The organism is Mycolicibacter terrae (genome assembly GCF_010727125.1).
Classification (GTDB): Bacteria; Actinomycetota; Actinomycetes; order Mycobacteriales; family Mycobacteriaceae; genus Mycobacterium; species Mycobacterium terrae.
Genome location: NZ_AP022564.1, coordinates 2,221,275 through 2,247,579, shown reverse-complemented (window position 1 = coordinate 2,247,579; position 26,305 = coordinate 2,221,275). Strand labels below are relative to the sequence as shown.

The 26,305-nt window shown below is 68.5% G+C and carries 20 protein-coding genes and 1 riboswitch; of the genes, 12 read left to right on the top strand and 8 right to left on the bottom strand.

Annotated elements, in window-relative coordinates; genetic code table 11:
- Positions 1 to 44 precede the first annotated feature (44 nt).
- Positions 45 to 1,979: an ABC transporter ATP-binding protein/permease gene (locus G6N23_RS10850; RefSeq protein WP_085259462.1), complete on the bottom strand. Its 1,935-nt coding sequence runs from the start codon at positions 1,977 to 1,979 to the stop codon at positions 45 to 47.
- A gap of 162 nt (positions 1,980 to 2,141) precedes the next feature.
- On the opposite strand from G6N23_RS10850, the gene secA2 reads away from it, so the two are divergent.
- The 11 genes from secA2 to gcvP all read left to right on the top strand — a co-directional run bounded on the left by secA2 (position 2,142) and on the right by gcvP (position 13,772).
- The gene (gene secA2, locus G6N23_RS10845) at positions 2,142 to 4,496 is read left to right on the top strand and encodes an accessory Sec system translocase SecA2 (protein ID WP_085259461.1); all 2,355 of its coding nucleotides are present in this window, start codon (positions 2,142 to 2,144) and stop codon (positions 4,494 to 4,496) included.
- Positions 4,497 to 4,509: 13 nt separating this feature from the next.
- Entirely contained in the window at positions 4,510 to 5,100 is a 591-nt protein-coding gene (locus G6N23_RS10840; protein ID WP_085259460.1) for a CDP-alcohol phosphatidyltransferase family protein, read from the top strand.
- Between the two features lie 3 nt (positions 5,101 to 5,103).
- Positions 5,104 to 6,036 (top strand): DUF881 domain-containing protein, encoded by a 933-nt coding sequence (locus G6N23_RS10835; RefSeq protein ID WP_085259459.1) that lies wholly within the window; start codon positions 5,104 to 5,106, stop codon positions 6,034 to 6,036.
- A 72-nt stretch (positions 6,037 to 6,108) separates the two neighbouring features.
- On the top strand, positions 6,109 to 6,441 hold the full coding sequence (locus G6N23_RS10830; protein WP_013828851.1) for a small basic family protein: 333 nt from the start codon (positions 6,109 to 6,111) through the stop codon (positions 6,439 to 6,441).
- Positions 6,434 to 7,231, top strand: a complete 798-nt coding sequence (locus tag G6N23_RS10825) for a DUF881 domain-containing protein (RefSeq protein ID WP_372508896.1) — start codon at positions 6,434 to 6,436, stop codon at positions 7,229 to 7,231. The genes G6N23_RS10830 and G6N23_RS10825 overlap by 8 nt, the downstream gene beginning before the upstream one ends.
- A gap of 28 nt (positions 7,232 to 7,259) precedes the next feature.
- Positions 7,260 to 7,673, top strand: a complete 414-nt coding sequence (gcvH, locus tag G6N23_RS10820; protein WP_085259458.1) for a glycine cleavage system protein GcvH — start codon at positions 7,260 to 7,262, stop codon at positions 7,671 to 7,673.
- A gap of 175 nt (positions 7,674 to 7,848) precedes the next feature.
- On the top strand, positions 7,849 to 8,322 hold the full coding sequence (gene garA, locus G6N23_RS10815) for a glycogen accumulation regulator GarA (RefSeq protein ID WP_173675018.1): 474 nt from the start codon (positions 7,849 to 7,851) through the stop codon (positions 8,320 to 8,322).
- 1 nt (position 8,323) lies between these two features.
- Complete coding sequence (gene ftsR / locus G6N23_RS10810; protein WP_085259456.1) at positions 8,324 to 9,061, top strand: transcriptional regulator FtsR; 738 nt, start codon at positions 8,324 to 8,326, stop codon at positions 9,059 to 9,061.
- A gap of 123 nt (positions 9,062 to 9,184) precedes the next feature.
- Positions 9,185 to 9,679: a bifunctional nuclease family protein gene (locus G6N23_RS10805; protein ID WP_065025425.1), complete on the top strand. Its 495-nt coding sequence runs from the start codon at positions 9,185 to 9,187 to the stop codon at positions 9,677 to 9,679.
- 232 nt (positions 9,680 to 9,911) lie between these two features.
- On the top strand, positions 9,912 to 10,550 hold the full coding sequence (locus G6N23_RS10800; protein ID WP_085259455.1) for a MerR family transcriptional regulator: 639 nt from the start codon (positions 9,912 to 9,914) through the stop codon (positions 10,548 to 10,550).
- A gap of 96 nt (positions 10,551 to 10,646) precedes the next feature.
- A riboswitch (glycine riboswitch) is annotated at positions 10,647 to 10,744 on the top strand.
- Positions 10,745 to 10,931: 187 nt separating this feature from the next.
- Complete coding sequence (gene gcvP, locus G6N23_RS10795) at positions 10,932 to 13,772, top strand: aminomethyl-transferring glycine dehydrogenase (protein ID WP_085259454.1); 2,841 nt, start codon at positions 10,932 to 10,934, stop codon at positions 13,770 to 13,772.
- 37 nt (positions 13,773 to 13,809) lie between these two features.
- Here gcvP and G6N23_RS10790 read toward each other — a convergent pair whose 3' ends face one another.
- Positions 13,810 to 14,403 carry a hypothetical protein gene (locus tag G6N23_RS10790; RefSeq protein WP_157997532.1) on the bottom strand — a complete coding sequence of 198 codons (594 nt, stop codon included), beginning with the start codon at positions 14,401 to 14,403 and terminating at the stop codon, positions 13,810 to 13,812.
- Between the two features lie 352 nt (positions 14,404 to 14,755).
- Between G6N23_RS10790 and G6N23_RS10785 the strand changes: the two genes are divergently transcribed.
- The gene (locus G6N23_RS10785; RefSeq protein WP_085259452.1) at positions 14,756 to 16,969 is read left to right on the top strand and encodes a hypothetical protein; all 2,214 of its coding nucleotides are present in this window, start codon (positions 14,756 to 14,758) and stop codon (positions 16,967 to 16,969) included.
- Positions 16,970 to 16,978: 9 nt separating this feature from the next.
- Here G6N23_RS10785 and G6N23_RS10780 read toward each other — a convergent pair whose 3' ends face one another.
- The 6 genes from G6N23_RS10780 to G6N23_RS10755 form a co-directional block, all read right to left on the bottom strand.
- Complete coding sequence (locus tag G6N23_RS10780; RefSeq protein ID WP_085259451.1) at positions 16,979 to 19,054, bottom strand: substrate-binding domain-containing protein; 2,076 nt, start codon at positions 19,052 to 19,054, stop codon at positions 16,979 to 16,981.
- A gap of 70 nt (positions 19,055 to 19,124) precedes the next feature.
- Positions 19,125 to 21,335 carry a malate synthase G gene (locus tag G6N23_RS10775; RefSeq protein WP_085259450.1) on the bottom strand — a complete coding sequence of 737 codons (2,211 nt, stop codon included), beginning with the start codon at positions 21,333 to 21,335 and terminating at the stop codon, positions 19,125 to 19,127.
- Between the two features lie 49 nt (positions 21,336 to 21,384).
- Entirely contained in the window at positions 21,385 to 22,266 is an 882-nt protein-coding gene (locus tag G6N23_RS10770) for a 3-methyladenine DNA glycosylase (RefSeq protein WP_085259449.1), read from the bottom strand.
- Complete coding sequence (locus G6N23_RS10765; protein ID WP_085259448.1) at positions 22,259 to 23,335, bottom strand: hemolysin family protein; 1,077 nt, start codon at positions 23,333 to 23,335, stop codon at positions 22,259 to 22,261. The genes G6N23_RS10770 and G6N23_RS10765 overlap by 8 nt, the downstream gene beginning before the upstream one ends.
- Positions 23,328 to 24,674: a hemolysin family protein gene (locus G6N23_RS10760; RefSeq protein WP_085259447.1), complete on the bottom strand. Its 1,347-nt coding sequence runs from the start codon at positions 24,672 to 24,674 to the stop codon at positions 23,328 to 23,330. Before G6N23_RS10760 ends, G6N23_RS10765 begins: the two co-directional genes overlap by 8 nt.
- Positions 24,675 to 24,702: 28 nt before the next feature.
- Entirely contained in the window at positions 24,703 to 26,139 is a 1,437-nt protein-coding gene (locus G6N23_RS10755; RefSeq protein WP_085259446.1) for a GuaB1 family IMP dehydrogenase-related protein, read from the bottom strand.
- Between the last annotated feature and the right edge of the window lie 166 nt (positions 26,140 to 26,305).

Sequence of the window (26,305 nt, the reverse complement as noted above, 5' to 3'; positions counted from 1 at the left end):
CAGACCGCGGGAAACCAGACCGCGGGAAACCAGACCGCGGGAGACTAGACCGGACTCAAGTCCCAGCGGCCTCCCCCGAGCAACTCCAGCACCTGGTCATGGTGCTGGCGAACCGTGTGCCGGTGGCTCACGCTGACCAGGATGGTGTCGGGAAGTTCGCTGCGTAGCAGGCGGTACAGCGTCAACTCCAGCCCTTCGTCGAGCGCCGAGGTCGACTCGTCGAGGAACGCCGCTTTGGGCCGGGTCAACAGCAGCCGGGCGAACGCCACCCGCTGCTGCTCACCGGGGGAGAGCACCTTGGCCCAATCCTCGACGTCGTCGAGGCGGTCGACCAGATTCGGCAGCGCCACCTTGACCAGTGCGTCGGCGATCTCGGCGTCGGAGACCTCGCCGGCTGACAGCGGATAGGCCACCACCGCCCGCAGATCACCCAGCGGGATATAGGGCAGCTGCGAGATGAACATGGTCGCGTTGACCGCATCGGGGCGCCGCAGGGTGCCCGATGCGTACGGCCACAGCTGGGCCAGGCTGCGCAGCAACGTGGTCTTACCGCTGCCCGACGGCCCGGCGATCATCAGCGCATCGCCGATGGCCAGATCGACGTCGAGGGATTCGATCAGCAGGTCACCGTCGGGGTTGCGCACCTCGACGCCCTCGATCGCCACGGTTCCGTCCGGGCTGGGCTTGACCAGTAGCTCGGGCAGCTCGCGGGCCTGCCGGTCGACCTCCACCAGCCCGTGCAGACGGATGATCGAGGCCCGGTAGCCGGCGAAGTTGTCATAGGCGTTGCGGAAGAACGACAGCGAGTCGGAGATGTTGCCGAAGGCGGACGCGGTCTGCGCCACCCCGCCGAACATGATCTGCCCGGAGAACAGCCGCGGCGCCTGGATCACCCAGGGCAGTGGCACGATCGCCTGACTCACCGACAGGTTCCAGCCGGCGAACCCGATGGTCCGGTTCACGAATTTCAGGTAGTTGTCGATGATCGCGGAGAACCGCTTCCGCAGCTGGATCCGCTCGGCCAGCTCACCCCGATAGAACGCGACGGATTCGGCGGCATCGCGCACCCGCACCAATGCGTAGCGGAAGGCCGCATTGGTGAGCTCGTTTCGGAAGCTCAGCCGGATCAGCGGCCGGCCGATCCAGAACGCGACGATGGTGGCGACCGTGACGTAGACCAGGACGATCAAAAACATCGCCCGGGGGATGTCGACGCCCAACACGGTCAGCGTGCCCGACAGGTTCCACAGGATGGCGGTGAACGACACCACCGTCACCATCGACTGGACGGCGCCGAACAGCAGGGTGCTGCCGGTTCCGTTGGCCGGGGCGTTCGGATTGGCTCCGTTGCCCGCGGTGAAGATGTCGATGTCCTGCTGGATGCGCTGATCGGGGTTGTCGATGGCGCCTTCCACGGCTTCGCCGATCGCCGGGTCCAGCGGCGACCTGATGAAGTGGGCGCGGTAATAGGCCCGCCCCTCCAGCCAGTCCCCGGTGAGCCGCTCGGTGAGCCAGATACGCCACTTCACCATGAAGTGCTGGGTCAGGTAGATATCGAGCATCACCCGCGCCACGTGCAGCACCGCCATCAGACTGAAGATGCCGATCGACATCCAGAACCCGTGCACGCCGGACTGTTTGACCGCATCGTCGCCGCCGGCGGCACCCTGGAACGCGGTCTGCAGCGAGGAGTACATGTCGTTGCCCTGGAAGCTGAACAGCACGTTGAGCCGCACCGCGGTGATCACCGACAGCAGCAGCACGCCCAGCATCACCCAGACCCGGGCGCTGTCACGCCCGGTGAAGTAGCCACCGGTGATCTCCCAGAACTGCCGCCCCCACCGGGTGCTCACCCGCAGCAGCGCCACCACGGCAACCACGCCGACGGCGCTGATGGCCCAGGCCATCGCGATCCACAGCAGCGAATCGGGCAGTGCGTGCGACCAGTCGATCGACGGGTTGAACAGCTTCGAGTCCACTGCGACGTCTCCTTGCTGTCCGGCCGGTATCCGAGTCGAGAAAATCTCGTGCGAAACCTACCGCAGCGGTACGCCATCGCGTCGGGTGAGCGGAGCCGCAAGGGCCGGTGACGCGCTGGTGCCCCCGGCTCGTAGACGGTTGCCACCGCGTACGGTTGTGCTGTGGCTAACACCTCCAAAACGGTCTCCGGGACCACCCGTGCCAAGTCGGGCCGGCTGAGTGGAAAATTCTGGAAACTGCTGGGCGCCAGCACCGAGAAGAACCAGAGCCGCTCGATGGCCGAGGTCAACGCGGCCGCCGACTACGCCAAGAAGGCCGCCGGACTCGACGACGAGCAGCTGCGCAAGGCCGCCCAACTGCTCAATCTGAAGGATCTGGCCGACGCGTCGGACATTCCGCAATTCCTGGCGATCGCGCGCGAAGCCGCCGAGCGCAACGCCGGCCTGCGCCCGTTCGACGTTCAGCTGCAGGGCGCGCTGCGGATGCTGGCCGGCGATGTGGTCGAGATGGCCACCGGCGAGGGCAAGACGCTCTCCGGTGCCATCGCCGCCGCCGGTTACGCCATCGGCGGGCGCCATGTGCACGTCGTGACGATCAATGACTACCTGGCCCGCCGCGACGCCGAATGGATGGGCCCCCTGCTGGAGGCCCTCGGGGTCACCGTCGGTTGGATCACCGAAGACTCCACGGCGGCCCAGCGTCGCGCGGCCTACAAGTGCGATGTCACCTACGCGTCGATCAACGAGATCGGCTTCGACGTGCTGCGCGACCAGCTGGTCACCGATGTCGATGATCTGGTCTCGCCCAACCCGGATGTGGCGCTGATCGACGAGGCCGATTCGGTGCTGGTCGACGAGGCACTGGTGCCGCTGGTGCTGGCCGGCACCACGCACCGGGAGACGCCCCGAATGGAGATCGTCGAGCTGGTCGGACGGCTCAAGCCCGGAGTCGACTACGACTCCGACGAGGACCGGCGCAACATCCACCTCACCGAGGTGGGGGCGAAGAAGGTCGAGAAGGCGCTCGGCGGCATCGACCTGTACTCCGAGGAACACGTGGTGTCGACGCTGACCGAGGTCAACGTGGCGCTGCATGCCCACGTGCTGCTGCAGCGCGACGTGCACTACATCGTCCGCGACGGCAAGGTGCAGTTGATCAACGCCTCCCGTGGCCGGATCGCCGCCCTGCAGCGCTGGCCGGACGGCCTGCAGGCCGCGGTGGAGGCCAAAGAGGGCATCGAGACCACCGAGACCGGCGAGGTGCTCGACACCATCACGGTGCAGGCACTGGTCAACCGGTATCCCACGGTGTGCGGCATGACCGGGACGGCGCTGGCGGCCGGTGAGCAGCTGCGCCAGTTCTATCAGCTGGGTGTCTCGCCGATTCCCCCGAACATGCCCAACATCCGCGAGGACGAGGCGGATCGCGTCTACATCACCGCCGCCGCCAAGAACGACGCCATCGTCGCCCACATCGTCGAGATGCACGCCACCGGGCAGCCGGTGCTGGTCGGGACCCACGACGTGGCCGAGTCCGAGGAATTGCACGAGCGGCTGCGCAAACGCGGGGTCCCGGCGGTGGTGCTCAATGCCAAGAACGACGCCGAGGAGGCCACGGTGATCGCCGAGGCCGGCAAGCTCGGCGCGGTCACCGTCTCCACCCAGATGGCCGGGCGTGGCACCGACATCCGGCTGGGCGGCTCCGACGAGGCACTCCACGACAAGGTCGTCGAGCTGGGCGGTCTGCATGTGATCGGCACCGGCCGGCAGCACACCCAACGCCTGGACAACCAGCTGCGCGGGCGTGCCGGCCGCCAGGGCGACCCCGGCTCGTCGGTGTTCTTCTCCAGCTGGGAGGACGAGGTCGCCGCGACCAACCTGGAAGCCAACAAGCTTCCGACCGAGACTGACGAAGACGGTCGGATTCTGAGCCCGAAGGCCTCCGGAATGCTCGACCACGCCCAGCGCATCGCCGAGGGCAAGCTACTCGACATCCACGCCAACACCTGGCGCTACAACCAGCTGATCGCCCAGCAGCGCGCGATCATCGTGGAGCGGCGTAACACCTTGCTGGCCACCCCGGCGGCCCGCGAGGAGCTCGCCGAGCTGGCGCCGCAGCGCTACGCCGAGTTGCGCGAGAAGTTCGGTGAGGACGCTGAGGCGAAGCTCGAGAAGATCTGCCGGCTGATCATGCTCTACCACCTGGACCGCGGCTGGGCCGATCACCTGGCGTTCCTGGCCGACATCCGGGAGAGCATCCACCTGCGTGCCCTGGGCCGGCAGAATCCGCTCGACGAATTCCACCGGATGGCCCTGGATGCGTTCGCATCGCTGGCCGCCGACGCCATCGAGGCGGCCCAGCAGACCCTCGAGACGTCCGAACAGATCGAGTCCGAGCCAGGCATCGACCTGTCCAAGCTGGCACGGCCCACCTCGACGTGGACCTACATGGTCCGGGACAACCCGCTCAGCGACGACACGATGGACGCGCTGAGCCTGCCCGGGATCTTCCGCTAGGGGCACAACGGATATGCCTGCCGGGTCAGAACGCGACCGGGTGCTCACGGTGCCCAACATCATCAGCGTGGCGCGTCTCGGACTGATCGGCGTCTTCCTGTACCTGCTGCTGGTGGCCCGGGCCGACGGGCCGGCGGTGGCGGTCCTGATGCTCAGCGGCGCCTCGGACTGGGCCGACGGCAAACTGGCCCGGTTGCTGGATCAGTCCTCGGCGCTGGGCGCACTGCTCGACCCGGCGATCGACCGGCTCTACATGCTGGCCGTCCCGATCGCCTTCGGTATCCGCGGCCTGGTGCCGTGGTGGATCATCGGCACACTGCTGGCCCGCGACCTGCTGCTGGCCGCGGTGCTGCCGGTGTTGCGCAGCCGGGGACTGACCGCGCTGCCGGTGACCTACATCGGAAAAGCCGGCACGTTCGCCCTGATGTCGGCGTTTCCGCTGATTCTGCTGGGGCAGTGGGACGCGCTGGCCAGCCGGGTGGTGCTGTCGGTCGGTTGGGCCTTCCTGATCTGGGGCCTGGGCATGTACCTGTGGGCGTTCGTGCTGTATCTGATCCAGGTGTCGCTGGTGGCCCGCACGATGCCGAAGGTCGCCTCCGGGTAGCAGATGTCTGAACCGTTCTTCGCACTCAGCGGCTATGAGGGCCGCGATGATCGGGGCGCCCACGAGGCCGGCCGGCCGCAGCGATTCGCGGTGCCCTCGCTGCTGCGCTCGCTGCTGTCCGAGCACCTCGACCCCGGCTATGCCGCGGCTGCCGCCGCACGCGAGCGGCGGGGGCCGCACTCGACGGGGCGGGCCCGGGTGGCGGGATGGGCCTGGGAGGCGCTCGCGGCGCTGCTGTTGGCGACAGTATTCGCCGTCGCCTTCGCCCAGGCCGAGTCGTTGGCGCCCGGGGTGCGCGACGCCCAGCAGGTGCTGGCCACCAACGTGCGGTCGGCCGAAGACGTGACCGGCAGGCTCACCGACAAACGCGACTCGTTGACCAACCGGGTCGACGACTTGCGCCGGCACCGGCTGGCCGACGACGCCGAGGGGCAGCGGGTGCTGGCCGGGCTCGACGCACTGAGCCTTGCTGCCGCCAGCACCCGAGTGACCGGTCCCGGTCTGATCGTCACGGTGACCGACCCGGGCGTCGGGCGAAACCTCTCCGATGCCTCCAAGCAGCGCGTGTCGGGCAGCCAACAGATCATCTTGGACCGCGACCTGCAGCTCGTCGTGAACTCGTTGTGGGCCAGCGGCGCCGAGGCGATCGCGATCGGCGATGTCCGGATCGGCCCCAACGTGACGATCCGGCAGGCAGGCGGTGCGATCCTGGTCGACAACAAGCCGATCAGCAGTCCCTACTCGGTGCGCGCCATCGGGCCGCCGCGCGAGCTGCGCGATGCCTTCGACCGGACGCCCGGGCTGTACCGGCTGCGGCTGCTGGAAGTGTCCTACGGGGTGGTGGTGCGCGTCGACGGCCGGACCGCCGCCGACCTGACCCTGCCGGCGGGTTCGGTGCGAGATGTCCGGTTCGCCAAACAGATAGGGCAGTCGTGACGCAAGCTTGCGCTGCAGACCGTGGCGCCGTCGGCGTCGCGTCAGAGGTTGGGAGGCCGGGGTGAGTTCTCGATGATCGGTATCGCCGCGCTGATCGCCGGAATCGTGCTGGGGCTGGTTTTTCATCCCAGCGTTCCGGAGGTGGTTCAGCCCTACCTGCCGATCGCCGTGGTGGCGGCGCTGGACGCCGTGTTCGGCGGTCTGCGCGCCTACCTGGAGCGGATTTTCGACGCGAAGGTGTTCGTCGTGTCGTTCGTGTTCAACGTCCTGGTTGCGGCGCTGATCGTCTATCTCGGTGACCAGCTGGGGGTCGGCACGCAGCTGTCCACCGCGATCATCGTGGTGCTGGGCATCCGGATCTTCGGCAACGCCGCGGCGCTGCGTCGACGACTGTTCGGTGCCTGACGCGGTGGGTAGCGAACCGGTGCCGCACGGGCGGCACGAGTTGCCCGAGACGGAGGCGGTTGCGCCGTCACGCCGCGGCCCGCTCGGTTTTCGCTGGGGCCGTTCGGGGCCGCTGTTCGGGGTACTGGCGATGCTGCTGTGTCTGCTGCTGGGGGTCGCGATCGTCACCCAGGTCCGCCAGAACGACTCCGCCGACGCCCTGGAGACGGCCCGGCCGGCCGATCTGCTGGTGCTGCTGGACTCGCTGCGTCAGCGCGAAGCCACGCTCAACACCGAGATCGCCGAGCTGCAGCAGACGCTCAATGCGCTGCAGGAGTCCGGCAGCAGTGACCAGGCCGCCATCGAGAACGCCCGGGCCCGGCTGTCCGCGCTGGCGATCATGATCGGCACCGTCGGCGCCGTAGGACCCGGTGTGGTCATCACCGTCGACGATCCGGCGCGAGGCGTCGCGCCGGAGACGATGCTCGATGTGATCAACGAGCTGCGGGCGGCCGGCGCCGAGGCGATGGAGATCCGTGACGGCACGAAGGCGGTGCGGGTCGGAGTGGATTCCTGGGTCGCCGGCGCCCCGGGGGCGCTGGAATTCGACGGGATAGCCTTGGCTCCGCCGTATTCCGTTCTGGCGATAGGCGATCCACCCACTCTGGCTGCCGCGATGAACATTCCCGGCGGGGCCGTCGACAGCGTCAAGCGGTTCGGTGGCGCCATGGGCGTGCAGCAGGCCGACCGTGTCGAGGTGACCGTGTTGCGACAACCGAAACCCCGCCAATACGCTCAGCCAGTCAAGTGAACCCGACAGCGCAAGGAGCACGATCACTGTGAGCTCGGAAAGTCTCGTTCCATCCGATCTGTATTACACCGCTGAGCACGAATGGGTTCGGCGCACCGGGCAGGACATCGTCCGGGTGGGCATCACCGACTTCGCGCAGGCGGCACTGGGGGACGTGGTTTTCGTGCAGCTGCCCGGCGTGGGCACCGACGTGACCGCGGGGGAGAGCTTCGGCGAAGTGGAGTCGACCAAGTCCGTTTCGGATCTCTACGGTCCGATCTCGGCGAAAGTGGTTGCGGTCAACGCCGATCTGGACGCCAGCCCGCAGTTGGTGAACTCCGACCCCTACGGCGCCGGCTGGTTGCTGGATCTTCAGGTCACAGACGCCGACGCCGGCGCGTTGGATCAGACCCTGTCGGGACTGCTGACCGCCGACGCGTACCGCGCGACGCTGGCCGAATGAATATTGCTAGCCTGCCTGCCGGGACCCGCCGGGTATTCCGTGACACGATCCCGCGGTGCGGGGCACATTATCGACCGCTGCGCGGTACGGTCGACTCAACGATTGTGGGTCCGGTGCCATGGATGTCCGGCGGGTGCGACCAGGTAGCAGGACAGTGGCCAGTGAGGAGCAGCGGGTGACGGAGAAGGACAACGACCAGGCAGGCGACGAGGTCACTGTGGAAACCACATCGGTCTTCCGTGCTGATTTCCTCAGCGAACTCGACGCGCCCGCGCAGGCGGGCGGCGAGAGCCTGACCTCGGGCGTGGAGGGATTGCCCGCGGGATCGGCGCTGCTGGTCGTCAAGCGGGGCCCCAATGCCGGGTCGCGTTTCCTGCTCGACCAACCGGTCACCGCGGCCGGCCGCCATCCCGACAGCGACATCTTCCTCGACGACGTCACGGTCAGCCGCCGCCATGCCGAGTTCCGGCTGGAGGGCAACGAATTTCAGGTCGTCGACGTCGGCAGCCTCAACGGCACCTACGTCAACCGGGAGCCGGTTGATTCTGCGGTGCTGGTCAACGGCGACGAGGTCCAGGTCGGCAAGTTCCGCCTGGTGTTCCTGACCGGCCCCAAGACGGGTGAGAACGAGGCCGGGCCGGGGAGCTGAGTTGAGCGCGCCTGACAGCCCTGAACTGGCCGGGATGTCGATCGGAGCGGTACTGGATCTGCTTCGGCCAGAATTTCCCGATGTCACGATCTCCAAGATTCGTTTCCTGGAGACCGAGGGGCTGGTAACGCCGCAGCGGGCGGCGTCGGGCTACCGCCGGTTCAGTGCTTATGACTGTGCCCGGCTGCGGTATGTGCTGACCGCGCAACGCGACCATTATCTGCCGCTGAAGGTGATCAAGGCGCGGCTGGACGCCGAGTCGGACGGTGCGCTGCCGCTGACCGACTCGCCTTATCCCGTCCCACGGTTGGTGCCGGCCGCCCGGGACGCCGCTCACAACGACGCGGTGCTGCCGACACCGCCCCGACGGGTCCGGCTGAGCCGGGAGGATCTGCTGGAACGCTCCGGCGCGGATGACGCCCTGCTGACGGCGCTGGTCAGATCTGGCGTGATCGCCGCCGGCCCGGGGGGATTGTTCGACGAGCACGCGGTCGTCATCGCGCAGTGCGCCCGGGGGCTGGCCGATTACGGCGTCGAGCCACGGCACCTGCGGGCGTTCCGTTCGGCCGCGGATCGGCAGTCCGATCTGATCGCCCAGATCGCCGGTCCGCTGGTCAAGGGTGGCAAAGCCGGCGCACGCGACCGCGCCGACGACTTGGCGCGCGAGGTCGCGGCGCTGGCGATCGCGCTGCATACCGCACTGCTCAAGTCGGCGGTACACGACGTTCTGCACGGCTGAGGACTAGACTCGCCTCGGCGGCTTGTTGTGCGACATGCGGTTGTCCCAACCGGGGTTTCGCAGCGAGTCGGGCTGGAACACAGCCACTTGGGACATTGGCAAAATGCGGAGGGCTGACTGGAGATGGGTGAAGTACGCGTAGTCGGTATTCGCGTCGAGCAGCCGCAGAACCAGCCCGTGTTGTTGCTGCGTGAAGCCGACGGCGATCGATACCTGCCGATCTGGATCGGGCAGGCCGAAGCCGCCGCCATCGCCCTGGAACAGCAGGGCGTGGAGCCGGCCCGGCCGCTGACCCACGACCTGATCCGCGACCTGATCGCCGCGCTCGGACATTCGCTCAAAGAAGTCCGGATCGTCGATCTGCAGGAAGGCACCTTCTACGCCGACCTGATCTTCGACCGCGACATCACGGTGTCGGCGCGTCCCTCGGATTCGGTGGCGATCGCGCTGCGGGTGGGGGTGCCGATCTACGTCGAGGAAGCGGTGCTGGCCGAGGCGGGCCTATTGATTCCCGATGAGAATGACGACGAGAGCTCGGGCGCGGTCCGTGAGGACGAGGTGGAGAAGTTCAAGGAGTTCCTCGATAGCGTGTCGCCCGACGATTTCAAAGCAACCTGACCCGGCGCGGCGGCCTCAGCCCAGTCACAGATCCGTCTCATCTGCGAGCGGCATGACGACACGCCCATGCGAAAGCATCGCGCCGAAATTGCGGCCCCCATACTTGAACCCGGGCGGGAACAACGGCGCGGCGGCCGGTCGGACAGCGTATGCTCACCAGCAACTCGGGCAAGAGCAAACGCGGCTACCGGCCAGCCAGTGGCAACGAGCGCGATCGGCGAGAGGAAGCATCGTGGGCGAGCAACCGGGGCAGGATCAGCTGGACTTCGCGGGCCAGTCCGCATCGGACGGTGACGTCGAGGTCGCAGCGCCAGCTCCCGGCGCGGGTGAACCGGTGCAGGCCGGGCTGTTCCCCGACGACTCCGTCCCCGACGAACTGGTCGGCTACCGCGGCCCCAGCGCCTGCCAGATCGCTGGCATCACCTACCGCCAGCTCGACTACTGGGCGCGCACCTCGCTGGTGGTGCCATCGATTCGGGGTGCGGCCGGTTCGGGCAGCCAGCGACTGTATTCGTTCAAAGACATCCTGGTGCTCAAGATCGTCAAGCGCCTGCTCGACACCGGCATCTCGCTGCACAACATCCGGGTCGCCGTCGACCACCTGCGTGAGCGCGGGGTCCGCGACCTGGCCAACATCACGCTGTTCTCCGACGGCACCACCGTCTACGAGTGCACCTCGGCCGAGGAGGTCGTCGACCTGCTGCAGGGCGGCCAGGGCGTGTTCGGCATCGCGGTGTCGGGCGCGATGCGCGAGCTGACCGGTGTCATCTCCGACTTCCCCGGCGAGCGCGCCGACGGCGGCGAGTCGATCGCCGCGCCGGAAGACGAGCTGGCCAGCCGCCGCAAGTTTCGCGACCGCAAGACCGGCTAGGTCGACTTCCCTTCGCGAGCAGCCGCAGAATCGCATGGACTGCGGCGCCGGCGTGCGATTCCGTGTCTGCTCGGCGGGTAAACTGGGTAGCGCATCGCACTCGACGCGGGAGAGTTCTGCGGCAGCCAGCCGCAGACGCCGAAGGAGCAACACCTCTCCGACAACCTCTCAGGCCCATGGACCGCCCGGGATTCCGATGCCTCTGGAAAGTGGCGGCGGCTGGTGACGGCCCCGCCCGCCGATGGGGAAAGGCCCGCCACCGCGTCCGTCGCGGCGGCATCGGCCGAAGCTCTCAGGCGCCTGGCGTACGGGTGAAGACAGAGGGGGAGGGCCAGATCGATTGACTCGTCATAGCCCGCTCCCGATGCCAGGAGACCACTCGTGTCCGAACACACTGAATTCCGCTACCCGCGCTTCCAGGACCGGCACATCGGCCCGGACCGCGCCGCCATCGCCACGATGCTCGCGACCATCGGCGTGGATTCGCTGGACGACCTGGCCGCCAAGGCGCTGCCGGCCGGCATCCTCGATGCGCTGAGGCCCGACGGCGTCGCGCCGGGGCTGGACGGCCTGCCGCCCGCCGCCAGCGAGGCCCAGGCGCTGGCCGAACTGCGGGAGCTGGCCGACGCCGGCACGGTCGCGGTGTCGATGATCGGCCAGGGCTACTACGACACGCTCACCCCACCGGTGCTGCTGCGCAACATCATGCAGAACCCGGCCTGGTACACCGCCTATACGCCGTATCAGCCCGAGATCAGCCAGGGCCGGTTGGAGGCCCTGCTGAATTTCCAGACCATGGTCGCCGACCTGACCGGCCTCGAGATCGCCAACGCCTCGATGCTCGATGAGGGCACCGCCGCCGCGGAGGCGATGACGCTGATGCACCGCACGGTACGCGGGAAGGCCAACCGGCTGCTGGTGGACGTCGACCTGTTCACCCAGACCGCGGCGGTGCTGGCCACCCGCGCCGAGCCGCTGGGCATCGAGATCGTCACCGCCGACCTGCGTGAAGGGTTGCCCGACGGCGACTTCTTCGGGGTGATCGCTCAGCTGCCGGGGGCGTCCGGGCGGATCACCGATTGGTCGGAAGTAATCGAAGCCGCCCACCAGCGCGGCGCGATGGTGGCGATCGGCGCCGATCTGTTGGCATGCACGCTGATCACCCCGCCCGGCGAGATCGGCGCCGACGTGGCGTTCGGCAGCGCCCAGCGCTTCGGGGTGCCGATGGGCTTCGGCGGGCCCCACGCCGGCTATCTGGCGGTGCAGACCAAGCATGCCCGCCAGCTGCCGGGACGGCTGGTCGGGGTGTCGGTGGATGCCGACGGCTCGCCGGCGTACCGGTTGGCGCTGCAGACCCGCGAGCAGCACATCCGCCGCGACAAGGCCACGTCGAACATCTGTACCGCGCAGGTGCTGTTGGCGGTGATGGCCGCGATGTACGCCGCCTACCACGGCGCCGAAGGCCTGACCGCGATCGCGCGACGGGTGCACGGCCACGCCGAGAAGATCGGCGCCGCCCTCGGTGGCGCGGTGGTGCATGACCGCTACTTCGACACGGTGCTGGCCCGGGTGCCGGGCCGCGCCGACGCGATCGTCGCGGCGGCTAGGTCCGCCGGCATCAACCTGTGGCGCGTCGACGCCGACCACGTCTCGGTGTCCTGCGACGAGGCCACCACCGACGCCCATGTGGCCGCGGTGCTGGAGGCTTTCGGGGTCGAGCCCGCCGAGCCGGCATCGGTGGACGTCAACACCCGCACCTCGGAATTCCTCACCCATCCGGCCTTTTCGCGCTACCGGACCGAAACCGCGATGATGCGGTATCTGCGCACCCTGTCGGACAAGGACATCGCGCTGGACCGCAGCATGATTCCGCTCGGCTCGTGCACGATGAAGCTCAATGCCGCGGCGGAGATGGAATCGATCACCTGGCCGGAATTCGCTTGCCAGCACCCATTCGCTCCGATCGACGACGCCGCGGGGCTGCGCCGGCTGATCGCCCAGCTGGAGGGCTGGCTGGCCGGGATCACCGGGTACGACGCGGTGTCGCTACAACCCAACGCCGGCTCGCAGGGCGAATATGCGGGCCTGCTGGCGATCCACGCCTTCCACGCCAGCCGCGGCGAGTCCCACCGCGACGTCTGCCTGATCCCGTCCAGCGCGCACGGCACCAACGCCGCGTCGGCGGCACTGGCCGGGATGCGGGTGGTGGTGGTGGCCTGTCGGGAGAACGGCGACGTCGACCTCGACGATCTGCGGGCCAAGGTCGCCGAGCACGCCACGACACTGTCGACGCTGATGATCACCTACCCGTCCACCCACGGGGTCTACGAGCACGACATCGCCGAGATCTGCGCCGCGGTACACGACGCGGGCGGGCAGGTCTACGTCGACGGCGCCAACCTCAACGCGCTGGTCGGGTTGGCCCGGCCCGGTCGCTTCGGCGGTGACGTGAGCCATCTGAACCTGCACAAGACGTTCTGCATCCCGCACGGCGGCGGCGGCCCCGGCGTCGGGCCGGTGGCGGTGCGAGAGCACCTGGCCGGGTTCCTGCCCGGGCACCCGTTGGCCGCCGAGTTGCCCGGCGGCGCGCCGGTGTCGGCGGCCCCCTACGGGTCGGCGTCGATCCTGCCGATCACCTGGGCCTACATCCGGATGATGGGCGCTCAGGGCCTGCGGGCGGCGTCGCTGACCGCGATCGCGTCGGCGAACTACATCGCCCGCCGCCTCGACGAATACTTCCCGGTGCTCTACACCGGCGAGAACGGCATGGTGGCCCACGAGTGCATCCTGGATCTGCGCGGGATCACCAAGGCCACCGGCGTTACGGTCGACGATGTGGCAAAACGGTTGGCCGACTACGGTTTCCACGCCCCGACCATGAGCTTTCCGGTGGCCGGCACCCTGATGGTGGAGCCCACCGAGAGCGAGAGCCTGGCCGAGGTGGATGCATTCTGCGAGGCGATGATCGCCATCCGCAGCGAAATCGACCGGGTCGGCGCCGGCGAGTGGACTGTCGAGGACAACCCGCTGCGGGGTGCCCCGCACACCGCCGAGTGCCTGATGGTCGACAAGTGGGAGCACCCGTACACCCGCGAGCACGCCGCCTATCCGCTGGGGCGCGACTTCCGCCCGAAGGTCTGGCCCCCGGTTCGCCGGATCGACGGTGCGTTCGGCGACCGCAACCTGGTCTGCTCCTGCCCGCCGGTGGAGGCCTACGCCTGAGCCCGGAAGCGTCCGGGCCCAGGCGCGGGGGACCGGCTCAGAGGCCGCCGAGTCCGTCGAAGAATCCGTCCAGCCCGTCCATCGCGTTCTGGAACTGAGCCGACAGTTCGCTGCCCATGTCGTTGATCCCGGCCACCATGACCTGGAACTGGTTCGACAGGTCGTTGCCGAGCACGTTGAGGATGTTGCACAGGCTCGGCACCAGTTCGCCGGTAGTGGGATCGGTGTCCATGTTCTCGGCGAACTGCCACATCTGCGCCCAGAACCCCTGCTCCCACTCATCGAGGTTCGCGCCGAGCGCGTTCATGCTCGCACCCAGGTCCGACCAGTCGAGATCGGCGAGCGACGAGTTCACCACATCGTTCAGGCCGGTGAACTGCTGATTGAGGACATCGGGGACGTACTGCACGAAACGGCCGACCAGCTCGTTGACCTCGACCATCTGGGCAGCGAACTGCCCCAGTCCCAAGAAGTCGCCGGGGTCCGGAGTGGCCACCGCCGTGAGTTCGACCGCAGCCGTGGTCGGTTCGGGCGAGGTGTGCGGCGCAATCGGGCTGGTGACCATGAACCCGGTCCACAGCAGGGCGATACCTGCCACCGCATCGATCCGAGACACATGCTGTCCGACCATTGATTCCCCCCAAAAGTGTTGTGCCGCTATTAAGTTACCGAGGGAAAACCTACCCTGAGCAGAAGTCTGGGGGAAGCCTGAATAAAAACAATCACATTTTGTGCAATTTAGCTGCGTGCCGCGGGGAATCGGTATGTAATGACACGCAGCGGTCGACCCGAGCGGCGCCCGGGCGATTCCGGGCACCGCTCGGGTCGACCGCTGCTCGTGTCGGGGTGGGGCAGTATAGCGAGACCCTTGGCTTTCGAAACAGTTACGTCGGCGAAAAATCAGTGAACTCTCATGTGTGACAAGAAATTAGTTTAAGCTGGTCTCACTTGAACGGTGACGGGGATCACACTGAGGAGAGATCATGCAGCAACTTGCGCTTCGCCCGTACCTCACCGCCGGCATCGCCGTCGCGGGCGCCGGCATCATCGCGGTCGCGCCGATCGCGCCGGTCACACCGCTGCTCCCGGCCACCGGCGCCGAGTTCCATGCCGTGCAGCTGACCGATGCCTGGTCGGATCTGTTCACCCACACCACCGCGAACCTGACCAACATCAGTGACAACGCCGACTGGGGCGCCATCACGGCGGTCTTCGGCAAGCTGTTCACCGACCCGTTCGGAGTGATCAGCGCATTCACCAGCATCACTCCGACCATCACCACCGATATCTCCGAGCTGCCGGCGACAGTCTCGGTGCAGCTGCCGCCCGGCCTCGAACTGGCGATCGCCAGCATGGGCGCGCAGGCGCTGACCTCCCAGGCGATCAGCAACGCCGCGGCCCAGATGGCCGGCGGGGACTTCTCCGGGCTGTTCAGCGCGCCGGCCACCATCGCCGACGCCTACCTCAACGGTGCCCAGAACGTCAGCCTGCTCGGCGGCATCATCAACATCCCGGTGCTCAACGGCGTGCTCGCCCCGGTGCAGAACCTGGAGGTGAACCTCAACCTGGTCCAGTTGCTCAACGCCCTGGGACTGGGCAACGTGGACCTGACCAACCTGGACCTGCAGAACCTGATCGATCAGCTCGGGCTGGGCAACCTGACCCTCGGCAGCCTGCTCAGTGAACTGGGCATCAGCGACGACGGGCTGGGCGACCTGCTCAACCTCGGCAGCGGGATCACCGACCTGGGCGGGCTGCTGGGATTCCTGGGGCTCGGCAACCTCGGGTTGGGCAGCCTCGGCCTGACCGGCGTCTTGAACGGACTGGGCCTGGACACCGGCGTCGACCTGAACAATCTGCCGCTGAGCAGCGTGCTGAGCGCATTCGGTATCGACCCGACGACGCTGCTGTCGCCGGCCAGCCTGCTGGCCCTGGTGGGGCTGGACCCGGCGAACGCGCTGTCGGCGACCATGCTCAACAGCCTGCTCGGTACGCTCGGGCTCGACCCGGCCGGCGGGGTGTCGACGGACGTGGTGAACGGCCTGTTGAGTTCGCTGGGACTGGACCCGGGCGGTGTGATCTCGCCGGCGGTGCTGACCGAACTGCTGAACTCGCTGGGCCTGGATTCGAACAGCACGCTGACGCCGGAAGTGATCAACAGTCTGCTCGGCGCGCTGGGGCTCGACCCGAGCACATCGGTGTCGACGACGATGTTGAACGCGCTGCTCGGTTCGCTGGGCCTGGACCCGACGAGCACGGTCAGCCCGGATCTGCTGCTCAGCCTGATCGGCCTGGGCGCCGGCGATGCACTGCCCGGCGGGAGCGTGGTCAGTTTGCTGACGTCGGCTCTGGAGGGCGTGCTGAGCGCGTTCGGCATTCCGTTGAACGGCGTGGTGACCGGGGCGGTCAGCCTTCTCATCACCACTATCAGCGCCCTCATACCTTCCACCGCCCCGAGCATCGGCGGCCTGCTCGACGGCCTGTTCAGTGCACTGGGTATCACGCCCGCCAGCCTGGGCCTCGACGATCTGCTCGCTGGCCTGGGGCTGAACACCGCCGGCCTGACACTCGATGACCTGCTGGGCGCGCTGGGACTCTCCGGGGCCGGCACGACGATCGGTGACCTGCTCGGCGACCTGGGTCTGGACGGCAACGGCCTGACCGTCGGTGATCTGCTCGACGTCTTGGGTTCGACACCCGGCGGCCTGACGATCGGCGGCCTGCTCGGCGATCTGGGGTTGGACGGTAGCGGCCTGTCGATCGGCGGCCTGCTCGGTGACCTGGGTCTGTCGTCGAACGACCTGACCCTCGGCGGCCTGCTCGGCGATCTGGGGATCGTGCCCGGTCAGGACCTGACCGTCGGCGGGGTGCTGGAGGCGCTGGGCTTCCCGGCGTCGACCGGCGACCTGTCGCTGAGCGAACTGCTGAGCGGATTGGGCCTAGGCGGCATCGACATCACCGGCCTGCTCAACGGCCTGGACCTGGGTGGCCTGATCAGCGGCCTGGGTCTCGACGACCTGCCGCTGAACCTGGGTGACCTGATTCCCCCGCTGGACCTGAACCTGACCGATCTGCTCGACAGCCTGGGCCTGGGGAACCTGGACCTGGCCGACATCAGCGTCGGATCCTTCGGCGGCATGATCACCCAGCTGGTGGACGTCATCCCGCAGCAGATCCTCGACGCCCTGGGCGCCTAACGGGCGGGATCAGCCCAGCAGCGTGTTCAGCGCCGCGGCCAGCTCGGGGGTGTTCGCCCCGCGGAGGTTCTGATAGGTGCCGCCGGACAGTTGAGCCACCGACTGCCACGTCGCCTGATCGGCGTCCGCGCCGAAGTCGATGACGTTGACGGCGACCGGGCGCTCGGGGTCGGTGTTCGCCCGGATGAACTCCTGCAGTCCGGGGCCGTCCAGCGTCCGGTCGGTGTGCGGGCCGGCGGTGATCACCAGCACCGAGTTGGTTTGCCCGGCACGGTAGTTGGCCAGCGCCTGGTTGTAGACCAGCCGCAGGGTGGTGAACGACACCGCGCCGCCGGAGGTCGAGCTCAGGGCATCGAGCTCTCCGACCAAGGTCTCGGCCCGGGTGCCGCCGTTGACCGGTTCCTCCAGCGGGCCGGCGGTGACCACGTTGCGGCCCTCCACCCCGTCAAAGGTCCACAGGCCCACGGCGGAGTTCGGCGGTAGCGCCCTGATCCGTTGATCCAGGGCGGCGATTACGTGGGCCAGCCGGGTCTTGCCGCCCTCATCGGTGGTCATGGACCCGTCGAGCATGATCGTCACCGCCGAACTGCCCGGCAGGGTGCTGAGCGCATTGGCCAGGGTGGCCCGCATCGCGTCGTCGCCTACCGAAAGGGTGTCCGACACCGCCGGAAAGTCGGTGACCTCACTGCTCGGCGGGGCGACGCCCTCCACCCGGAATCCGGCCTTGGCCAGCTCCGCGAGCTGGTCCGGCTTGCGGGCGAAGCGGGCGAACTCACTGGCGGCGCTGACCTGTTCCTGCGACAGCCAGGACCCGGCGAGCAAGACGGTGGGGTAGTCGGCGACCGGCACCGGCCCCGGTGGCAGCCAGGAACCGAGCGTGCGCGCCGGATCCGACAAGGATTGCCCCCGGGTGAACAGTTGCTGCTCGGTGGTCACCACCGCGTGTACCGGGGCAGCGGCCGGATCGCCTTGGCGCAGCAGGACGTTCAGCGCCTCAGCCAGCGAGTTGTCGGCGAGTTGGGGCTGTGCGCCGGCCAGCCGGTGCACCGCCGGCGTCCCGTCGGTGGCGGGGGCGCTTTTCGGGGCGGCGCCGGCCGCCACGGCCTCGCCGGCCAGGAAAGCCGCATCGCCGTTGCCGCCGATCGGCAGCGCCAGCCGCAGCTGCCCCCAGCCGGGAAGTCCGAGCCGGCCCAAACCGTCGGGATCGGTCTGCAACTCGGGCAGGCTCGCCCAGCTCTGTTTCTGCAGCGCGGGCTCGAGTTCGGGCCGGACCGCCAGCAGCACCGGCGAGGTGACCAGGGAACGAGTATCGCTGACGGTTTCCTGGCCCGCGGAGGCCCGCAGGCGGGCCGCCGAAATCGAGCTGCCCGGAATCCACAGTGCCGGGCGCTGACCCAGCTGTGCCGGCCATTCACCGATGAAACCACTGATGACGGCGTCGGAGTCCACCGGTTTGACCTGTACCGACACGCAGCGATCGCCCACCGGCTTGGCGGTCTTGTTGAACCGGTCGGCGAAGCCCTGCACGTGATCGGCGATCGAGGGGTCCGCGATGACGGCGACCGTCAGGTCACCCTCGGCGCAGGCGCCGGCGGCCACGGCGGACCGATGCGACAGCGAGTTGCCGAAGAAGCGCCACAGGATCACCCCGCCGACCACGACGATCACCGCCACCAGCGCTGCGATCACACCGACGCTGACACCGCGGCGGCCGGTGTCGTTGCGGTGCCGGCGCCACCGGTCCAGGTTGCGGTGACCGCCGCGCGGCTCCTCCCGCCCGACGGCCGACGCTTCGCCGGACTGAGCATCAACCGCGCCGAAAGGCCCGGTGCGGTAACGAGTTTCCTCTTCGTCAGGGCCGCCTCGCCGCATGTACTGGGCCGGGTCGGCGGCATAGCCCGTTTCGCCGCCGAACGAGTCGTCGTAGAACGCGTCGTGATAGTCGTCGACGTACTCGTCGTCGTCCGGGTCGCCGAAGCCGAACGGATCCGGTGATGCCGTGTCGTCGTCGCCGTAGTCGGACTCGCCGCGTCCCAGTGGGTCCTCATCGAAATCGTCCGGGCCGGGGAAACTGTGCCTACCCACGGTGGATGCGTCCTTCCCGCCTGGTCAGCTTGCCCGCCACGGTCAATTCCACTGAAGATCCGGGTAGGGTTCAGACGCCGGCGGCGGCTTTGAACTCTCGGCGACGCCGGTGCAGGATCGGCTCGGTGTAGCCGTTGGGCTGACTGGTTCCGGACAGGATCAACTCCCGCGCGGCCGCGAACGCGATGCTGTCGTCGAAGTCCGGGGCCATCGGCAGATAATTCGGGTCTCCCGCGTTCTGCCGGTCCACGGCCGGGGCCATCCGCTCCAGACTGGACTGCACGTCGTCGGCGGTGATCACCCCGTGCCGCAGCCAGTTCGCCAGCAGCTGGGACGAGATCCGCAGCGTCGCACGGTCTTCCATCAGGGCCACATCGTGGATGTCGGGAACCTTCGAGCAGCCCACGCCTTGGGAGATCCAGCGCACCACGTAGCCGAGGATCGACTGGCAGTTGTTGTCGACCTCCTCGCGGATCTCGTCGGGCGCCCAGGCCAAGCCCTCGGAGAGCGGGATGGTCAGCAGCTGATCGATTGTGGCCCGGCGCTTTCCGGCCAGCTCCGTCTGCACCTCGGAGACGTCCACCTGGTGGTAGTGCATCGCGTGCAGGGTGGCGGCGGTCGGCGAGGGCACCCACGCGGTGGTGGCACCGGCGCGCGGGTGCCCGATCTTCTGCTCGACCATGTCGGCCATCAGGTCCGTCATCGCCCACATACCCTTGCCGATCTGGGCGTGGCCGGTGAAACCGGTGGCCAGGCCCGCGTCGACGTTGTTGTCCTCATAGGCCAGGATCCACGGCTGAGACTTCATGGTGGCCTTGCGCACCATCGGCCCGGCCTCCATCGAGGTGTGGATCTCGTCGCCGGTGCGGTCCAGGAAGCCGGTGTTGATGAACACCACCCGGTCGGCGGCGGCCTTGATGCAGGCCCGCAAGTTGACGGTGGTGCGCCGCTCCTCGTCCATGATGCCGATCTTGAGCGTCGCCTGCGGCAACCCCAGGACGTCTTCGACCCGGCTGAACAACTCGGCGGTGAACGCCACCTCGTCGGGCCCGTGCATCTTGGGCTTGACGATGTAGATCGACCCGGTGCGGCTGTTGACCAGCGGCCCATTGTCCTCGGAGGCGGACAGGCCGTGCACGGCGATCAGGCCGGTGAACAGCGCGTCCTGAATGCCCTCGAACACCTCTGCGCCCTCGTTGCCCTCGGCGAAAACGATGGCGTCGTTGGTCATCAGGTGGCCGACGTTGCGGACGAACATCAGGCTGCGGCCCGGCAGGGTCACGGTCTCCCCGTCCGGCCCGGTGAATTCACGGTCGGCGGCCAGGGTGCGGGTGAAGGTCTTGCCGTCCTTGCTGACCTGTTCGGCCAGATCCCCGCGGTTCAGGCCCAGCCAGTTGCGGTACCCCAGCACCTTGTCGTCGGCGTCGACGGCGGCCACCGAGTCCTCGAAGTCCATGATCGTGGTGACCGCCGACTCCAGCACCACGTCCTTGATGCCCGCGGCGTCGGTCGCTCCGATAGGCGACGACGGGTCGATCAGGATCTCGATGTGCAGGCCGTGGTGGGACAGCAGCACCGCCGACGGCGACTCGGCATCCCCGCTGTAGCCGACGAATTCCCCCGGCGCGGCGACCGTGGTCTGCAGGCCGTCGCCCAGCGTGACCACCAGTTGGCCGTCCGTCACCGCGAACGCCTTGACCTCGGTCCACGCGCCGTTGGACAGCGGCACGGACTCGTCGAGGAACTTGCGGGCGTAGGCGATCACCTTGTCGCCGCGCACGGGGTTGTAGCCGCTGCTCTCCCCGGCGGGCACCTTGGTGGCGCCGTCGTCCTCGCTGATCACGTCGGTTCCGTAGAGCGCGTCGTACAACGACCCCCACCGGGCGTTGGCGGCGTTGAGTGCGAACCGGGCGTTGAGCACCGGCACCACCAACTGCGGGCCGGCCTGCACGGCGATCTCGTCGTCCACGCCCGCCGTCGTAATGGTGAAGTCCTCCGGTTCGGGCAGCAGGTAGCCGATCTCGGTGAGGAAGGCCCGGTAGGCCTCGGCGTCGAGCGGCTCGATCACCCGGTGCCGGTGCCATTTGTCGATCTGCGCCTGCAGGTCGTCACGACGCGCCAGCAGTTCCTGGTTTTTCGGGGTCAGATCGGTGACGACCTTGTCCACCCCCGCCCAGAAGCTGTCCGGGTCGATGCCGGTGCCCGGCAGCGCCTCGTCGGTGATGAAGTCGTACAGCACGCGAGCCACCCGCAAATCGCCAACCGACACCCGGTCCGTCATGATTCCTCCCTCATAAGCCGATCCACCACCTTACCGGCCAACAGCACGGCTACCCGCATCCGGCGACTGCTAAAAGCAGGTCACACCGCTTGAGCAGGGCGGCGCGCAGCGGTGCGGCCCGCTGCGCGATCCCGGTTTGGCGACGGACGTATTCGGCACGCCCGGCCGGGTTTTCGATGCAGATCGGCGCGTAGCCGTAGCCAGTGAGGTCATACGGGCTCGCGCGCATGTCGATCTCGCGCGCCGCCGCGGCCAACTGCAGGCAGTCCAGCAGCAACTCGGAATCGATCAGCGGCCCCAGCTTGTAGCACCACTTGTACAAATCCATATTGGCGTGCAGGCAACCCGGCTGCTCCCAGGCGGTTTGGGCACCCCGGCTCGGCGTTCCGGCGTTGCGCGGCACAGCCGCCGGGGTGAAGAACCGGAACGCGTCGAAATGCGTGCAGCGCAACGGGATTGCCTCAACCACCCGGTCCAGCTCGGCGGTGCTGAGCCGCAGCGGAACATGACTGTGCCGGACGGCGTCGCCGCGATAGAGCATCGCCCACTCGTGAAGTCCGAAACAGTTCAGCTGGGCCGCACGGGCGGCGGTGGCCCGCAACAGCCGTGCGATGAACATCACGGTCTCGGCCCGCTCCCGTACGAAGTCCTCGCCGACACCGACGCTCCCGTGGGCCACGCTGTACCCGCGACGCCCCCGGTAGTCGCGCAGCGCCGCGGCCCCGGCCAGCGCCACCCCGAACCCGGGGTTCCAGGTGCGCAACTGTCGCGGGCGCAGGCTGTAGTAGCGGAACAGGAAGGTCGGCACCGGGTCACCGGCGGCGATCCGGCGCAGCTCAGGGGCCAGGAAGTGCTCCAGGCGCAGCCGGTAGGCCGTCGCCCGGGCCTGCCACTGTTCGGTTTCCAGCGCCGATTCGCTCCGGTCAAACACGATGCGTTCCGTCGCGGACGGTGCCGACGACGTCCTGGACCAGATCTTCGAGGGCCACCATCGCCATCACGGCGCCGTGCGCGTCGACCGCCAGCGCCAGATGGCTGTTGGTGCGCCGCAGCAGGGTCAGCGCGTCGGCCAGCGGCAGCGACGCCGGAACCCGCGGCAGCGGCCGCACGACGCCGATGTCCACTATGGGCTGGGGGCCCTCGGGGCTCTCGGGGCCGTCGGGGCCTTCTAGGAGCGGCAGGACGTCCTTGATGTGCAGGTAACCGACGAATTCGCCCTGATCCACGACCGGAAACCGCGAATACCCGGTGTCGGCGAGGGCTCTTTCGACGGCTGCCACGGTGGGGCCGCGGCCGGCGGCCGCCGCCGGAACGGCGCGGATGTCGCCGACCGGCAACGCCACATCGGCGACGGTGCGGGTGCGGATCTGCAGGGCGCGGGTCAACCGGGTGTACTCCTCGAGGTCGAGCAGCCCCGCCGAGACCGATTCGGCGATCATCTCGCTCAGTTCGACGGTGGACACCGTGATCTCCAGCTCATCTTTGGGCTGCACCCGCAGGGCGCGCAGGGTCACGTTGGCGCACCAGTTGTAGAACGCGATGAACGGCCGGGCAGCCGCTATGTAGACCAGGTACGGCGGGGTCAGCAGCATGGCGGCCTTCTCCGGGCCGGCGAGCGTGATGTTCTTCGGCACCATCTCGCCGAACAGCACGTGCAACGTGACAACGATCGTCAACGCGACGACGAACGCGACGGTGTGCAGCAGCGGGTCCGGGATGCCCGCCAGCCGAAACGGCTGCTCGAGCAGGTCGGCGACGGCGGGCTCACCGATGCGGCCGAGCAGAATCGAACACACCGTGACCCCCAATTGCGCGCCGGCCAGCATCAGGGACAGCTGTTCGCCGGCCCGGATCACGGTGACCGCGCTGCGCCGACCCTGTTCGGCCAGTGCTTCGAGCCGGTCGCGCCGCGCCGAGATCAGGGAGAACTCCGCGCCGACGAAGAAGGCGTTCGCCGCGATCAGCAGCACGGTCAACACCACGTTGAACAGGTCAGCCATCGCCCGCCCCCAGTTGGGTGAGCGCCAGCAGGTCAATGCGCCGGCCGTCCATCCGGACCACCCGGGCCAGCCAGCGCGGCGGGTGCGCGGACAGCTGGTCGGGGTCGAACGCGGTCAGTTCGACGGTTTCGCCGACCGCCGGAATGTGCCCGAGTTCTTGCAGCACCAGCCCGCCGATGGTCTCGTAGGAGCCCTCGGGAGCCCGGTAGCCGGTGGCGGCGGCCACCTCGTCGATGCGCAGCAGGCCCGACACCTGCCAGCCGCCGCCGGCCGCCACCACGTCCGGGGTGGCGTCGTCGTGTTCGTCGCGGACGTCGCCGACGATCTCCTCGATCAGGTCCTCCATCGTGACGATCCCCGCGGTGCCGCCGTACTCGTCGACGACCAGGGCGGCCTGCTGGCCGTTAGTCCGAATCTGTTCCATCACCGCGTCGCCGTCCAGCGTCGATGGCACCACGGCGACCGGTTGGACGACGGTGGTGATCGGGGTGGTCGCCCGATCGGCGAAGGGGACGGTGAACACCTGTTTGACGTGCACGATGCCGACGGTCGCGTCGAGGTCGCCGTCGACCACCGGGAAACGGGAGAAGCCGGTGTCGATGGCGGTCGCGGCCAGATCGGCGACGGTGTCGCCGGCCTGCAGGCTCACGATCTTGGATCGCGGCGTCATCAGCTCGGCCGCGGTCAGGGCGCCGAATCGCAGCGAGCCGCCCACCAGGGCGGCGGTACTGGGGTCGAGTGCCCCGCTGCGCGCCGAATTGCGCACCAGCGAAGCCAGCTCCCGCGGCGAGCGGGCCGATGCCAGCCGGTCGGCGGGCTCGATGCCGAGCCGCTTCAGGATCCGGTTCGCCGTCCCGTTGGTCGCCTTGATCGCGACGGTGAACAGCCGGGAGAACATCAGTTGCGGCCCGGCCACCGCGCGGGCGGTCGGCAGCGGGTGTGCCACGGCCAGGTTCTTGGGCACCAACTCGCCGAAGACCATGGACAGCGAGGTGGCGATCACCAGGGCCAGGACCAGCGCCACCCCGGCGGCCGCCCCGTCGGGCAGCCCCAGGTCGGCAAGCGGGGGCCGTAGCCACCGGGCCAGCACCGGCTCGGCCAGGTAGCCGGTGGCCAGCGTGGTGATCGAAATGCCCAGCTGGGCGCCGGACAGCTGGAAAGACAACGTGCGGTGGGCGTCTTGGATATAGACGTCGCGACGGCCGCCGCGGCGGGCGTTGGCCTCGACGGCGCTGCTCTCCAGGGTGGTCAGCGAGAACTCGGCGGCGACGAACACCGCGGTGCCCAGGGTGAGAACCACGAACGCCAGCAGACTGGCCAGGGTCATGGCGATGGTCATGACGATCTAGTACTCGCCGCCGTGGGTCTCACCAGCCGAACGGTAACGGATGGCCCTCGGCGAAGCCGGCGGCCGATTGCACCCCGAGCACCGCGCGCTCGTGCAACTCGGCCAGGTCGGCCGCGCCGACGTAGGTGCAGGTGCTGCGGAGGCCGGAGGTGATGTGATCCAGTAGGTCCTCGACTCCGCCGTGATCGGGGTCCAGCGCCATCCGTGACGTGGAAATACCCTCTTCGAACAGCGATTTGCGGGCCCGGTCGAACGCACTGTCGGCGGCGGTGCGCGCAGCCACCGCCCGCTTGGACGCCATTCCGTAGCTTTCCTTGTACGGCTTGTTGTCGTGGTCGAACATCAAGTCGGCGGGGGATTCGTAGGTGCCGGCGAACCAGGAGCCGATCATCACGTTCGACGCGCCCGCGGCCAGGGCCAATGCCACGTCGCGGGGATGGCGCACCCCACCGTCGGCCCAGACGTGGCCGCCGAGTTCATGTGCCGCGGCCGCGCACTCCAGCACGGCGGAGAACTGCGGGCGGCCGACCCCGGTCATCATCCGGGTGGTGCACATCGCGCCGGGCCCCACGCCGACCTTGACGATGTCGGCCCCCGCGGCGATCAGGTCGCGGGTGCCCTCCGCCGACACGACGTTGCCGGCCACCAGTGGGACGCCGGGTTTCATCGCGGCCACCGAGCGGATGGCCTGCATCGCCTTTTCCTGGTGCCCGTGCGCGGTGTCGATGACCAGCACGTCGACCCCGGCCGACAGCAGCGCGGCCGCCCGGGCCGTCACCTCCCCGGTGATGCCGACCGCGGCGGCGATCCGCAACCGGCCGTCCGCGTCGGTGGCCGGGGTGTAGATGCCGGCCCGGATCGCACCGGTGCGAGTCAGTACGCCGGCCAGGGTGCCGTCGGCGTTGGTCAGCACCGCGACGTCGACCGGAGCGTGCTCCAGCAGGTCGAAGATCTTGCGTGGCTCGGTGCCGATCGGAGCGCTGAGCAGGTCGGACATCGCCACCTCGCGAACCCGGCTGAAGCGGTCCACGCCCTCGCAGCACGCCCGGGTCACCAGGCCCGTCGGGCGGCCGTCGACCGTCACGATCGCGGCGCCGTGGGCGCGTTTGGAGATCAGCGCCATCGCGGCGGACACCGAGTCGTCGGGGGAGAGCACGACCGGGGTGTCGGCGACCAGGTCGCGGCTTTTCACGAAGGCCACGGTCTGGCCTACGGCGTCGATCGGCAGGTCTTGGGGCAGCACCACGATGCCACCGCGCCGGGCCACGGTCTCGGCCATGCGCCGGCCCGCCACCGCGGTCATGTTGGCCACCACCACCGGGATGGTGGCCCCCGAGCCGTCGCGGGTGGACAGGTCGACGTCGAGGCGCGAATCGACGGCCGAGCGGTTGGGGACGATGAACACGTCGTCGTAGGTCAGGTCGTAGCCGGGGTCGTGCCCGCGTGCGAATCTCATCGGGGGCCCACTCTCGGGCCGTTGGGTTCCGACGAGCCCATCTGTTCGCCTCCACAAGGTTCTGAGCCGGGGTTCGGGCAAACACCGGATGCCGACGCGACCGCCGGACGACATCTTTTGGGCCCGGTCAGCCACGGTACCGCCAGCGCGTCGGTGGGCACCACTC

Excerpts from the sequence above, each read along its gene's own strand:
- G6N23_RS10840 (WP_085259460.1), top strand. The coding sequence starts at position 4,510 with ATGCCTGCCGGGTCAGAACGCGACCGGGTGCTCACGGTGCCCAACATC.
- G6N23_RS10835 (WP_085259459.1), top strand. The coding sequence starts at position 5,104 with ATGTCTGAACCGTTCTTCGCACTCAGCGGCTATGAGGGCCGCGATGAT.
- G6N23_RS10830 (WP_013828851.1), top strand. The coding sequence starts at position 6,109 with ATGATCGGTATCGCCGCGCTGATCGCCGGAATCGTGCTGGGGCTGGTT.
- G6N23_RS10805 (WP_065025425.1), top strand. The coding sequence starts at position 9,185 with ATGGGTGAAGTACGCGTAGTCGGTATTCGCGTCGAGCAGCCGCAGAAC.
- G6N23_RS10790 (WP_157997532.1), bottom strand. The coding sequence starts at position 14,403 with ATGGTCGGACAGCATGTGTCTCGGATCGATGCGGTGGCAGGTATCGCC.
- G6N23_RS10785 (WP_085259452.1), top strand. The coding sequence starts at position 14,756 with ATGCAGCAACTTGCGCTTCGCCCGTACCTCACCGCCGGCATCGCCGTC.
- G6N23_RS10775 (WP_085259450.1), bottom strand. The coding sequence starts at position 21,335 with ATGACGGACCGGGTGTCGGTTGGCGATTTGCGGGTGGCTCGCGTGCTG.
- G6N23_RS10765 (WP_085259448.1), bottom strand. The coding sequence starts at position 23,335 with ATGGCTGACCTGTTCAACGTGGTGTTGACCGTGCTGCTGATCGCGGCG.
- G6N23_RS10760 (WP_085259447.1), bottom strand. The coding sequence starts at position 24,674 with ATGACCATCGCCATGACCCTGGCCAGTCTGCTGGCGTTCGTGGTTCTC.
- G6N23_RS10755 (WP_085259446.1), bottom strand. The coding sequence starts at position 26,139 with ATGAGATTCGCACGCGGGCACGACCCCGGCTACGACCTGACCTACGAC.